The 14850-nt window shown below is 27.6% G+C and carries 9 protein-coding genes; all 9 read right to left on the reverse strand.

Features of this window, described 5'->3' with window-relative positions; all coding sequences use genetic code 4:
• Position 1 precedes the first annotated feature (1 nt).
• Entirely contained in the window at positions 2 to 1693 is a 1692-nt protein-coding gene (locus SALLE_RS04555) for an ABC transporter permease (protein ID WP_115558442.1), read from the reverse strand.
• A gap of 167 nt (positions 1694 to 1860) precedes the next feature.
• Entirely contained in the window at positions 1861 to 3552 is a 1692-nt protein-coding gene (locus tag SALLE_RS04560; protein WP_115558443.1) for a hypothetical protein, read from the reverse strand.
• Between the two features lie 283 nt (positions 3553 to 3835).
• Entirely contained in the window at positions 3836 to 5251 is a 1416-nt protein-coding gene (locus SALLE_RS04565) for a glycoside hydrolase family 1 protein (protein ID WP_115558444.1), read from the reverse strand.
• A 15-nt stretch (positions 5252 to 5266) separates the two neighbouring features.
• Entirely contained in the window at positions 5267 to 7885 is a 2619-nt protein-coding gene (locus tag SALLE_RS04570) for a glucose PTS transporter subunit IIA (RefSeq protein ID WP_115558445.1), read from the reverse strand.
• A 128-nt stretch (positions 7886 to 8013) separates the two neighbouring features.
• Positions 8014 to 8778: a MurR/RpiR family transcriptional regulator gene (locus SALLE_RS04575; RefSeq protein ID WP_115558446.1), complete on the reverse strand. Its 765-nt coding sequence runs from the start codon at positions 8776 to 8778 to the stop codon at positions 8014 to 8016.
• Positions 8779 to 8858: 80 nt separating this feature from the next.
• Complete coding sequence (locus SALLE_RS04580; RefSeq protein ID WP_115558447.1) at positions 8859 to 10337, reverse strand: hypothetical protein; 1479 nt, start codon at positions 10335 to 10337, stop codon at positions 8859 to 8861.
• 132 nt (positions 10338 to 10469) lie between these two features.
• Positions 10470 to 11249 (reverse strand): hypothetical protein, encoded by a 780-nt coding sequence (locus tag SALLE_RS04585; protein ID WP_115558448.1) that lies wholly within the window; start codon positions 11247 to 11249, stop codon positions 10470 to 10472.
• Positions 11250 to 11274: 25 nt separating this feature from the next.
• A complete protein-coding gene (locus SALLE_RS04590) occupies positions 11275 to 12936 on the reverse strand; it encodes a hypothetical protein (protein WP_115558449.1) in 1662 nt (553 codons plus the stop codon).
• Between the two features lie 15 nt (positions 12937 to 12951).
• Entirely contained in the window at positions 12952 to 14835 is a 1884-nt protein-coding gene (locus SALLE_RS04595; protein ID WP_115558450.1) for a hypothetical protein, read from the reverse strand.
• Between the last annotated feature and the right edge of the window lie 15 nt (positions 14836 to 14850).

The raw sequence follows: 14850 nt of genomic DNA on the forward strand, positions 1-14850 counted from the left end.
TTTAATCTACCAACTTTCTTTCATCCTTGGTTTTACAAAATAATCGATAACCAAGAGCCGATAACACGGTTCCAAAAGTTATAAATCCTAAGTAATTGGCTCAAACAGCAAATGGTCTATTTGAGTATATTAATTCTTCGTTTTTATCTAAATCATAAAAGGTAAATATTGATATTGGTAAAGGAGAGTTCTCAGTTATAACTGAATCTACTTTAGCGTTATTTGACCCAGAAAAATAGACCATTTCATAGAATCACATAAATGGATTAATTTGATAATTTATAGTTGCATTAGACTTTCATTGAAATTTTTCTTCACCAACTTTGATTGGATAATTCAAATAATGCATCATTTCAGCATTTAGCATATTGAATAAATACGAACCCGGAGAATAAAGACTTGAGTTAATTCAAAAATTATAATTTTCCAAAAAGTCGCCTGAATTATTTTTTTCATATCCAATATACATAGTTTGAGAAAAGATGTAAGGGTGAGTGGTATATTCAAATTTATAAGTATCGATAATTGCCAATTTTAAAACTTCAATTTCCTCATCAGAAATTTTTGCCCCCTTATATTCAAATGATTTAAAATTATCTAAGACTTCTTTTAACTGTTGAGGTCCATTATAGTTTTTGGGGCTGCTTTTATAGAAGAATGAATTTTTAAAATGTTCTTCTTTATTTCCGACTGCCTTAATATTTAGTGACTTAACAAAATGATAATAAAGATTATATTTAAGAACTTCTTTTAACTCAGCTTCGTTGATAGTTATGTTGCATTTTTCCAAAGAGGTATTAAACTTTAGAAAATAACTTTCCACAGATTTTTCAAAACTATTTTGTTCTATTAACTCTCCAAAAAATGTAATCATTCCGTAGTTGATAATTGGACTAATAATATCAGAAGCAAAGAATTTTGGACGATTTTCAAAATCCAATTCTTGAACGATATTATCGTTAAAAGAATCTCTCAGCTCAAAAAAGCTTTCAGATAATTGAGTTAAAAAATTTATTTCATTAGTTTGAGTTTTTTGTAACTTAAATTTATTATCAATACTAGTGTCGTAGACATTACCAGCTTGCTCTCCCAAATTGGGATTGAAGGCAAAAAATATCGGACCAAAAATAGAAAAGAACATAAATAATGTCATTAGTATTCATCCTGCTGGAAGAGTTTTTTTCAAAGACTTAGTTAAGCTGCTTAACCATAAAACAACTCCAAAAATCAGAAAATCATAAGCAATTAAACTGAAAACTCCAACAGCTAAATTTCTGATTATAAATCCGCCAAGAGGAACTGGCAAAATCAAGGTAACCAAGGTAAATATTAAATAAACTAGCAAAATAAATGATATTGTAATAATTTTTAATGGACCAAATTTTGAAAAAAATATTGCTGAATTTTTTGCCCCGCGGCGATTTTCCAAACTTTGAATTCCGCTTTTTTCATCAGTTATGGCTATTGTCACAATATTATTAATGTTTGTAAATGAAAGTCAAAATATTGATAAAATAATGATAAAAATCATTGCTACTTCAACATCAAAAATAATGTTTTCTCCCAGACTAATAGCTAAAACTGGTATTAAGATAATTAGTGATATACAAATTGCTGAAAAAGTAATAAAAAACTTATTTTTAATGATTCTTAAAAACGAGAATTTAAATATAACTTTGGTATTTTGTTTCATAAGTCTCCCTTTTTATTTTATACATACTAATAATATCACAAATACTCCTCTTTTAAACTAATTATAAATTAATTAAAATTTAGAATTATTTAAACTTGGCTTTGTAATATGAAATGCAAAACAGCGCCATTAGTAAGCGAAATTACTCTTGGCTACTGTTTTAAAATTTAATCAATCATATTACTTTTACTCTTTTGCTTATTGAAATATCGATATCCAAATGAGGTTAACATAATCCCTGAACCTATAAATAATAAATAGTTAAGTCAAACTATAAAAGGCCTTTTTGAATAAATTAAATCACCTTCACTATTTAAGTCATAAAATGTGAATCCAGAAATTGGCATGACAGAATTTTTTGTAAGTATGTGATTTGATTGGGGATCATTACTTCCTGAAAAATATGCCATTTCATAAAATATCATGAAAGGATTGATTTGATAGTTTAGTGCATATTTTGAATCAAAAATAAAAGATGATTTATCAATATTAAAAGGTTCTTTTAGTGAGTCAATTATTTTATAATTAATAATATTGAATAAATACGACCCTGGAGAGTACGGACTAAAATCAATTCAAAATTGATAATTTAAAAATACATTCTGGTCGAAATTTTGATCAGTTTCATAAATTTCTAAAACGTCTCTATTTAAATTAATACTAAATTCATAATCATAAATATTTTTAATAGTTTTTATTAAGGCACTAATTTCACTTGAAGAAATTTTACCAAGTTCATTATCAAAGCCCCTAAAATTGTCTATAACCTCTTTTAATTGCTGAGGCTTACTTCAGTTGCCTGAAAAATTTTTATAAAAGTAAGAGTTATGATAGTTATTTATTCTCTTGCCTTCTGAGGGGATATTTATTGATTTAACAAATTGATAGTATAAACTTTTTTCAAATGTGTCCTTCAATTTGCTCTCGTTGATTATTATCGACTCATTTGCTAAACTTGAGTCAAAGTTTTTTAGATAATAATTCAAATAAGTAATTAGTTGATTTTTTTCAATTAAATCTCCAAGTAAGGTGATTAACCCGTTTCTTAAAAACAAATCAATAATGTCTCTTTCATTATACAATTTACCCTCTCATCACCCGGGTCTATCAGTTGTAATATTTTCCATCAATTCATTCTCTAGGATTTCTAGACTTTCTGAAAGTTGATTTAAAAAACTAATTTTCTCATTTTGCGTCTTTTGCAAAGCGTGTTTACTGATTTCATAATTATTAAATATATTTTTAGGATTAGAGTCGTAAGAACTTTCAAATAAAAAGAATATTGTTCCAAGGAGCGGAAATAGCATAAACATTGTCATAATTACTCAGCCAACTGGCAAAGCTTTTTTCAAAGACTTTGTCTTGCTACTTATTGCAAAAACTAATCCAAAAATTAGAAAATCATATGCAATTAAACTAAATAACCCGATTGATAGATTTTTAACAACAAATTCTTTTAAAGGTATCGGGTACATTAAGGTAACAAATACGAATATCATAAAAACTATTAAGACAAATGAGGTTGTAATAATTTTTAAAGGTAGAAATTTCGCAAAAAACTGCGTAGATTTTTTAACTCCCCTGCGATTTTGTAAGCTTTGCAGTCCACTTCTTTCATCTATTATTGCAATCCTAATTGCGTTATTTATATTCACAAATGAAATTCAAAATATTGATAAACCTATTATAAAAGTCATTGCTATTTGAGTTTTAAAAACTATTTTTTGACCAAGACTCATAGTCAAAATTTGGATTAATAATATTAAAGCAATTATGATTGCTGAAATAATAATAAAAACTTTACTCTTAATAATTCTTAATAATGAAAATTTAAATATTACGCTAAATGACTGCTTCATAAATATCTTAGATATCTCACAAAGTTCAATTTATTGATAAGCCACTTTCTATTGGATTGATCATTGATAAAGTTAATAATAGTTTTGTAAACATAATATCCTCCTTTATGCGACTCAATCAATTTAGTTAAGTCTTATTTATACTATCACAAATTTAATCCTTTTTTAAATTAATTATAAAATAAAAGAGTTAGAATTTTATAATTAATATAGTGGTTTTTCCTTTTCATAAAAAAAGAAAAAGACCTTTGAAATGGTCCTTTAAAATAATATTCAAGTAATTTTATTTAATGCTGTTACCATTATTTTTAATGACATCTTGATATCAATAAAATGATTTTTTACAGTATCTTTTCATATCTTTTAAATCATGTTCGTCACGATTTACATAGATAAATCCGTAACGTTTTTGAAATCCTTGATGAGATGAAACTAGGTCAATTGCAGTTCAAGGATTATAAGAAATTATTTCAACTCCATCTGTAATTGCTTTACGCATTTCTAATAAATGATTTTTATAATAATCAATACGATAATCATCTTCAACAGTATTGTTTTGATTCAATTCCTCACGAACCCCAATCCCGTTTTCTGTAATCATTACTGGTAGCAAGTATCGTGAATATAGTTCTCTTAAAGTTGTTCTAAATCCAATTGGATCTATTTCTCAACCATATTCATTAGCTTTTAAGTTTTCATTTTTAACACTAACAAACATTCCCGGAACATCAAAACCAGTTTGTTGATCTAATCCATTATTTTTTTGGTACTCAAAATTTGGTTCAGCCGCTTTCACAGTGAAAGTTGAATAATAATTAAAGGCGATAAAATCTGGTTTACCATTTTCTAAAATTTCATCATCACCAGTTTGAAAATCAATATCAATGTTTGCTTGTTTGAAATAAGACAAAGCAATAGGATTATATTTTCCATTAACACAAACATCGGTATACATTCAATTTCTCATTACATTGGCATTTGAAGCGGCTAAGACATCTTCGGGTTTTGCACTGGCAGGATAAGCCATCGCAATGTTTGGGGCAGGACCAATTTTACCTTTTTGATTTTTAAAGTCTTTGTGATACATTTTGATAACCAAAGCTTGGGCTAAAGTCATCACATGGCTTTCTTGATAGCAAAGCTGAGGGCTTTTTTTTACTCCAGGAACAAACAGCCCAATCATATTTACCATAGTTAAAATATTTTGTTCATTAATTGTTAATCAATACTTAACTCGATCACCAAAGTTTTCAAATAAAGTTTTAGCATAGTTTGTAAATGCTTCTAGCATCAACTTACGATTAGCTCAACCCCCTTGCTCTTCTAAAGCTCAGGGCAGGTCGAAATGATAAATTGTAACAATTGGTTCAATTTTATATTTAACTAACTCATTAATTAAATCATTATAATAATCAATTCCTTTTTGGTTAATCTCTCCATTACCTTGAGGATAAATTCGCGTTCAAGAAATTGAAAAGCGATATGATTTCATTCCTAATTGAGAAAATAATTTAATATCTTCTTTGTAGTTGTGGTAAAAGTCTGATGCTATTGAAAAATCACAATACTCTTTGCCGTGATTAGCTAAATCAACAACACTGACCCCTTTACCATCTTTATTACTAGCTCCTTCAACTTGAAAAGCTGAGGTGGAGGCTCCCCAAAGGAAACCTTTAGGATAATTCTCTAATTTAAACATTTTTAAACCCTTTCATTAATTTGTAATTGCTAAGTTTTTTTGATATTTTTTAAATTCTTTTTTGTCAAAATTGTTTTCATCTTTTTCAGTAATCAAATAATTGATATCCAATGAGTGAATGGCATTGAAATAGTTACTGCTTATTTTTTTCATATCTTGATACTTAGTTTTTAAAACTACTTCATCTAAAGTTGAATCAATTAAGTTCATAAAATCTTTTTGTCAATTAGTTAGTCAACTCATTTCAACCTCAATTTGTTCTCTTATAATTTGTGCTTCTGAAAATAGTTTATTAACTTCATCACTATTTTTAATTTTTAAATAATTTTGTTTTAATTTTTCAATTAAAGTTTTATTTTGTTTTTCTTCAGGTTTATTAACCAGAACTTTCAATTTCTTAATTAAAGCCTCTTTGCTTTTTTCTTGTTTTTGAAGCAAACTCTCAGCTTTACCTTCTATTTTGGAAAGTTTGACTAGTTGTAGTTCAAGATTTTTTATTTTTAATAAATCTTCTGCCTTAATATAACTTGATAATTTGTTCAAATTGTTTTCTAAATCTTTTTTAGCCAAACTTGAATTAGTATTTAAAGCTTTGCTGTAATATTTTACTAATTTGTTATTTGTTTTAATAATTTCTTTATTTTCTGAAATTCTTTCTTTGTAAACCAATAGAGTAAATACAATTCCTAATACTAATCCAGCTCCATTAACAATAAATCATAAAACTAAATTAAGCACAGCACTGTTGGCGGCTCCAGTGAAGACATTGTGGGAACTAGGATCAACAAGGATTCCCCCAATTGTTTCAGCCACCAATCTAGGATCTCCAAGTGTTGTGGTGAATCCAAAAACCCCCATTCCTCCAGGTAATCGCGCTTCAACTGCTAGTAATCCAGAAAGTAATCCCGCAATTCCTGCAGCACAAACTCCCGCTAGGAAGGGACGGAATTTTGGTAAGTTAACTCCATAAATTACTGGTTCAGTAATTCCAACTAAAGCCCCTGGTAAAGCTGAAAGTCCTGCAGTTCGTAGTTGACTGTTTTTAGTTCGAACACAAACCCCAATTGTGGCTCCCATTTGAGCAAAGGTTGCAATGTTCATAGCAATTAATAAAGTTGAGTGGAATCCTTGCGCATTTGTAACCGCAATTGGCATTACCACGGTGACATGCATTCCTGTTAGAATTAGTGGTTGTCAGATAAAGGCAAAGACAGCGGTGCCGATTCCAAATGGAATTAAAGCAATCTTACCAATTACAAATCCAATTCCTGATTCTAGTAAAAATAGAATTGGTCCAACAACAAAGAACACGGCAGCAAATGTTATTGTCATGGTTAATAAAGGTCTAAAAATAATATCAATGGCTGTTGGCATTCAACTTTTAATTCATTTTTCAATGTGAAATAAAATAATAGCAGCAGCAATATGAGGCAAGATTGATGAAGTATAAATTCCAACTTTCATATGGAAGTTACCTATGGTAAATAAATCTCATTGGGTTGTACTCATTCCCAAAGTGGCTCCCGCAATTGCTAGACCGATAAATAACTGCAATAAGGTGTTACCACCTAAGTATTTACAAGTATTATATCCAATATAGATTCCAAATAGTTTCAAACCACTTTCTGCGAGCAGATTAAAGAATAAACTAAATGAATCAACATTTGTATTTATTGGACCCGCACCAATTCCCATGTCAACAATCACGTTGCTCATTACCAGAATGGCTTTGATTCCCATTAACAATCCCGAAGCTAATAGTAGTGGAATGGTTGGCATAATTACTCCAGTTACCGCTGCAGTTAAACGTTTTGCAAATGATCTTTTAATAATAATTGGTTGATTGTTTTGATCATAATTTAAATTGCTTACAAACACTTTAACAGCATCCAATACCTTATAAACTTCTCCTCCAATTATAATTTGTAGTTGACTTCCTTGTCAGTTTATTCCTTTAACAATTGGGATGTGTTTGATTTTTTCAATATCAACTTTTTCGGTATTTTTTATTTCAAATCTTAATCGAGTCATACAACTAAAAACTTCAGTGTAGTTTTCTTTTCCTGAAATTGCATAATAAATTTCTTCAGCAATTTTTTCATAACGACCCTTTTCCTTTAGAAAATCAAATTCATCCTCATAGTTTTGATTAACAGGTTTGGTATAATTTCACTCTCCAATTAAATCACCCTTTTTAGCTTCAGCTCCTTCTTTTAAAATTTTAAAACTTCAACCCGGTGAGTCGTTAGTATCCAAAACTATTGGAGTTGCTGTTGAAATATTTTCTTTTTCAATCGCATCCAAATCAACTTTAACAATTTTGTTTTTAAGTAAAATTTTATCATTGACTTTTGCTTCCACTTTAAATGGTTCACCATTTAACTTAACGGTGTCTAATCCAATGTGCATTAAAATTTTTACATCATCAAGTGTTGAAAAATAAAATGCATGTTTGGAATCAGTGATCATTTCTAATTTTCCAGTTTCAACTGGGGCATAGAAATCTTTGCCACTTGGAATAATATACAATCCATCGCCAAGCATTTTTTCACTAAAGACGCCATCATTTAATTTTTCAATACTATGAACTTTCCCATCAACGGGGGCAAATAACTTAATCTTATTTTCCTTCATGTGTTTTTCCTCCTACAATTAAAATAACAAATTAGTTTTATAATTGATGATTTTAACAGTAGGTTTTAAGTGCTTAACAATTTGTAAAGTACTTTACAAATAAAAAAACCTAAATCAATATTTAGGTTTTAAGGCTTGATGGTTTTACAAATTGCTAAAATTTGAACCAAAATGTAGTTTAAATTAATTAAACGAAAGTCTAATTGGTTTGGACCAATATTGTCCATAATAATTTTTCGATCTCTATCAATTTTAAAGCGATTCTCTTGAGAATGAGAAGTTATGCAAAAAATATTTTTAGTTTTTTTACCAGCCATTTGTAATACCTCGATAAAATGAGAATTGTCTTGTCCTGAAATAAAAGCAATTACTAAATCATTTTCTTCAACCAAATTTGAACTCTCGATCATTTGCATTGTGTGGTCAAACTTTAAAACATTTTTATTTAAAAGTAATAAATTTTCAAAAAATAATTGAGTAAAATTTCTAAGCTGGTATGAACTGTAAATAAATATTTTTGAACTATTAGAAATTTCTTGGGCAAGTTTCAAAAATACTGATTTATATTTTTGAAAGTAATTAATGTTTTCAACTACATCTTTTTGAAGGTCTTGAAAAATATCTAGTTCAATATGTGTTGGTTCTTTTTCACCATGGAAATGTTCAAACTCATATTTTAATCTTGTTAATAATTCACGATAACCTGTGTAGCCTAGTTTTTTGGCAAATTGAGTAATATATGATTCTGAAACAATCGCTTCTTGGGCGAGTTCTTTTGAGTTAGGAAAAACCCCAATCATAAACTTATCTACTAGAATTGAAGCAATCACCTCGGTAGTGTTGGGAATTTCTGCTTTCTTCATTTTTATTAATTTAGTAATAACTGCTTCCATAAAATATACCCCTTAAACTTAATTATATCAATTTTAAAATTATGGTTTTAAAAAATGTTACTACTAAGTAAAAAGTTATTTTACACCGAGCTAACATTATCAACTTTTTTAGAAGTAGTAATAATTGATTTGGTTTTTATATAAGCATATCTTCCAATTAAGAAACAGATAAAAGCCGTGATTAAAGAGGAAAGCACAAGGATAGAAATTGATATTGGTTTTAATATATAATCATACAAACTTTCCAATCCTTTGGCTGCTTCTCCAATTTGTAAATCCAAGATTTCAATTCCTACAGTTGAAATTAAATAATTTTTTTCAAAGTAGAAAAATAGAGTTTTTCTGAATGCTATTTCATAAATATCAGGTTTAAAATAAATACTTAATTCGATAAAGATATTAAAAAAAATTATTAAAAATACTACATTAAGAGAGGCGAACACACCTTCTCTTTTGGGGCTACCCTTTTTGTAAACTCTTAATCCCATTCAGTTTGAAAAAGAAATTACTCATAACGGCATAAATGAAATCGGCAATCCAGAAACACTACTGGTTTCCAAACCTCAATCTGAATGGATTGAAAATAGTGAATGTGGATAAAATAATAGCAATCAACGTTCTTGACCGTTTTCATTGACAAAGCCGTTGAAATAATCTTTTTCAACTCCGGGTATTTCTCTTATATCCACACTTTGAAAAATCAATCAAAAAAATACAATTGTTGTGAAAATTGAAAGTATTGTGGTTGAAATAAATAGCGTTAAATAGTAAGCTTTTTTTATTTTAATTCTTGGTTCTTTTGCCAGTGATTTATTAAGTTCTAATGCTTCAACAATGGGTTCATCGTCTATTTCGATCAATCCTATTTCTTGTTTTTTTGGATCAACATTTGTCTTTTTCTGTTTTTTTAAATAAAGGAAGTCTTCTGCTAATAATGATAAAATACTAATCAAGGCTAAGCTAGAAATTATAACTGCTGGTATATTGCATTTCAGATACTTATAATAACCCAAATTTTCAATAATAGAATTTCTTAAAATATCTAGTTGTTGCTTAAGAATATCTGTATCAAAAAAGTCTCTTCCAAAGTAATCATAGATTTGCTGGTCAAAAACCTTTTGAAAAATACTTTTATTCATTGGAAGCGAAAACAAAATAATATAAAAAACAATACATATAGATGAGGCGATGGCAGCTGGGTATAAAAATTTATGACGAGAGTTTTTGGTTTCTATACATAAAAACGCAACCGTAGCAAAAAATGTAAATACAAAAACAAAATCCAATAACTGTACTATGCCCGAATTGTTAGTAATTTTGCTTCCTCCAGAGGAAAAAAATAAATATCGCGAGCTAAGTATAGTTTTATCTGAAATATCAATACCATTAACAATAAAACCGTTAAAAAAATCATTTTCGATTCCTGGAAGGTACTTAATATTAACATCCTGGGTCATTGTTACTAGATATCAAAAAATTTGAGAAAAAATAAAAACCAAAATAAATAAACTGATGGTAACCAATATTTTCGTAAGTTTAATTTTTTCTTTTCTAGACATTTATTTCTCCATCTATTAATCTAATTATTATATTTTTAAAAACTAAATATATTATATCTTATTTGTAAATTATCCTTTATTTTTTAGAGCAAATTTAATAGTAACTATTTTGGGTTAAATTTTTTTACATTACTATAAATCAAGACCATCATGTTCGTCTTTGCCATCTTTGGGTTTAATATAAAAATACGCAAAAGAACTGTACAATAAAATCATAAACATCGTCAAAAAAGAAAGTATATTTGATATTATTGAAAAAATATAATTAACATTAAAATTAAAACTTTCTAAAGCCCCTGATTTTGCTATTTCAAATTGCTCTTGAATTAATGGTGTCAAATTATTTTCTTGAAAATCTGTAAATTGCTTAAAGAATTGATTTTCAAAACTGTTATAAAAAGAATTGTTATTATTAATGTAAAAATTTTGTACTATTATTATCATAATTGCCGGAATTAAAAAATAAAAAGCAACTAGACATTTTCTATAACTCAATGCAATTCTTAATTTCTCCGTGGAACGACAAGAATAGTTAACTATAAGTTGTTCAATGATTAGGGGTCAAAGTATAGAAACAAAAAGAAAAATTAGAGCAATAATTAATAGCGCTTTAATTGTAATGCCGTTTTTAAATCCCAAAAACATCATCTTTGGCATGAATCAGGCAGTCTTGCTTATATCAACATTATTATTTATAAAACCGTTAAAAAAATTGTCTTCAACTCCAGGTAAATCTTTAAAATTAATACTCTGAAAAGCAAGTCATATAAATCAAGATATATTGAAAACCACAAATAAGGCGATCATGCTAATTGAAAAATAATAATAAGTATGGATTTTTTTTGGATCTCAAAAAGTAATTTTCAAATTAAAGTTTTTTCTCTCTTTTTTATTTAACTCATTTTTTTTCATATTAATACCTATCTTTCCAAATAATTTAATAAAATAAATTGCTTAAAATATTTATATTTTGATTAAAAATATCTTCAAAAATCGTTTTTCAATATAATCTGTCATTATAAGTGTAATCTAAATTAAAAATTTCCAATTTTATTTTTAAATTTTTTATACTTTCTTCGAGATCTCTACGTGAATTTACATATATTTTAGTTAATTCCGATTTGGTAAAATTATTTATATTACTTGATTTTTTTTCATTCATAAAATCACTTTCTTGAATTAGATTTCCGAATGAAAATTTTTCACCTATATCTATAAAATTTTCTTCTATTTCTTGATTAAAGAGCTCTATTTCATTGTTTTTTGTTTTCATAATTTTATTTTGATAATTCAGATTATTTTTTTCAGATAATAAATTGAATATTATATTATCAAAAGCCTTAATTCTAGAAGTAAGCTCTCCAATTTCATCTTTTGAAGTGGAGAGGCTTTGAGACTCAATGGTTTTTGTAGTTGATTTAAATTCCTTTTTTAATTCACAATAGTGATCAGTAAAATAGCCCATTGTAACAGCGGTAATAAAAATATTAAAAAGTCTAAGAGCTTTTTTAACATTTTTAATTGTATTATCCAAAACATTTTTGTACAAATCAGACAATTCACTATTTTTTATAAATCTATTGGTCAAATTTAGTGATTTTTCAAATTTTTTAAGTTCTTTAGAAAGATTATCTAATGATTTTTCTCAGAAAAACTCCGAATAGGATATTGCATCTTTAAAATCGTTAGCTGCGTTTTCGAAAAACTTGCCAGAAGCAAGCGCAGTAAAAGATGCTGGAGGTCAAAAAATACTTCATGTTGTTAGGCCAATTGTGATACAACCCTTTGTCATAGTTCATGCATATTTAGAAGTAATATCTTGAAAATTATTATTACTTAAATCGATTTCATTTATAAGAGTGTTATCTAAATTTTCGATATTTTTTATTTCCATATTTACTTCTCTAATAGAATTATCAGCATCTTTTGTCTCCTCTTCAATTATCTCGATTCTTTCTTTATTTTTTGAAATTTCTGCTAAGTTTTCCTCAAACTCTATTTTCATTAATTCTTGCTTAATTTCCTTTGTCTTTACTAAATTTTGCAAAACTAAAATGAGAGTTTCTCTGTAATCATATATGTATTTATATTTTTCGACATTATTTAAATTTGACCATTCATCAAAATTATATTTAAAAAATTCTATTTTCATTATTTGGTCATAGTCATCAGAACTCACTAGATTTTCGTAGGCCAAAATATTTTGAAATAAAATATTTTTTACAAATCCGATTTGTTCGCGAACTTGGCCTTCGCTATATTTTCGAGTTACCAATCTTGAAGAAATCTCGTTTTGAATCTGCAAATTAACATCAACAAAATCTCCATTTTTGCTCACACTTTTATTAAAGGAATCGCCACTTACATTTTCTAATTCATTTAGATATTGAGCAATTATTTCTTCTTCAATGTCAGCCTTTTGAAATGCTGATATAACCTGTTGATTTGAAGTGAAATTATAATTATTTTTTAAGCGAATTCTGAAATTATTGTTATGAGATAGAGAATTAGCAAGAACTGCGGAACTCGAAGAAACAAGCACTAAGCTTCCGATAACCCCTAATCATATATATGTTTTTTTTCTTTTTCTAATTTTCATTTTAATTACCTTTTTCTATTTAATTAATAAATCTATTGATGTTTGATTTTGAATTCATTTACCGCCGAAAAAAATTACTGAGTAATTTTGGAAATTTTGTACAGCTTTATTTTTTTCATAAATAAATATCTTATAGTCAATATATTCCCTCATAAATGGGACCATTTCTTGGAGACAATTGTTAATTAGTACCTGGTTTTCAAGATGACTATTTTGCGAATTAATGTCAACCTGATTAAGTTCATCTTCAATTCCCTTAATTTCTAGTTCATTAACATCGAAAATAATTTTGTCACCTTTTAAAAGATTGGAATTTTGAATTACACTTAAACAAATACTGTCAGTGTAGTGTAAAAACTGATTTCCTGAGGTTGTCGTTAATTCGAAATCAATATCTTCTTTTAAAACTGAGAACCTAGAGTCTGTTCACAAAATTTCTTTAATTAAATTTGCCATTCCCGAAAAAGTCGCCCCAGCATAAATATTAATTGCTGGAGCTAAGAAATCTTTAACCTCGTCAAGTTTTATATATTCCATTTTTTTGACAATACTTTTAGACTCTGAAGAAAAAAAGAATGAGTTATTAGTTGGAACTATTTCAACACTTGAATTTCCATTAAATGTAGTTTCAAGGTTATCTGTTCTAATTTCCACTTGGTCCTTAATATCAATGTCTGATGATAGCAAGTCTAAAGTTGAATTTACTTCTTCTTGAAATTCTTGAATTGTAGTAACACCTAATTGAACTTCGATATTCGCAATATCATCTTCAATTACTTGTAAGTCTAGTTTAGGAACCTCAAAAGTTAATTTCTCTCCAATTAAGTAGTGATTACCAGGGATTATTTGTAATTCTACAATGTCGGTAGGCATAAAATATTGGAAATCAGTATTTGAAATTAGGGTGTAATCTAATCCTCTTTGTGATTGAGGAACTTCTGATAAGATAGCGCTTTCGATTTGATTCAAAAATAACTCTTGATTTGTTTTAAAATTAAAATCTAATTGTTCAATTGTTTCTTTTAAATCTTTAATATTATAAGTTTCAACAATAAATTCAACATTTTCACCGGTTAAAATTCGAGAATCTTTTTTGGCTACTATCCTTACTTTATCTCCTTCTTTTAGCAGATTAGAGTTTGATGGAAATTCAATAATATAATCCTCATCTTTTTTTGCATCAAAGACGTTAGTTTGAATGACTTTTTCAAGCCGTGTTTCAACATCCGACGGTTTCTCATTTATTCTAGGAATAGCTTTTTCATAATTAATAGTATTTATGTCAAAGATATTTATTTGTACTACAGATGCTCCTCGAATTATTCTAGATTTAGGAAAAGAGGTTACAGTAATAGAGTCTCCTTTTGAAAAAGCTAAATCATTTTTCATTTTATAAATTACTTCATAATCAGTTTCTAATTTAATGCCCTTTATTTTTGTTTCTAAAAATTCAATCAACAATTTATCAAAAGTATTTTTGTCTTCTCCTGGTAAGGGCTTTATTAAATTTAATTCTTCATCTAACTCTGACAAACTTATCAAATTAGTAGACTTATTTATTATTTTTCCATAAATTTTATTATTATCTTTTACTGGTTTGATATAAACTTGGTCACCGACCATAAATTCAGGTTCTTTATTAGTAGTAATTATTTCATAATGAGTTTTATAAACTAAATCCTCAGATCAATTTTCAAAAATACTTATAATTTCATTAATATAGTCAGTTTCTAGGTCATTAGGTCGTGGTTCGCGGATATTTATTTCAATATCGCCCATATTTAACATATCAACTTCTTCTTCAAAAACATGTCTAACTTCCTTAGAGCAAGATAACGTCAAGACCGGTGATGTAGTAATAGAAATTACAAATAATAGAGATAATGATAATTTTTTCATTTTATATATCTTCCT

Origin of the sequence: Spiroplasma alleghenense, from assembly GCF_003363775.1 — a bacterium.
In the GTDB taxonomy this organism is placed as follows: domain Bacteria; phylum Bacillota_I; class Bacilli_A; order Mycoplasmatales; family Mycoplasmataceae; genus Spiroplasma_B; species Spiroplasma_B alleghenense.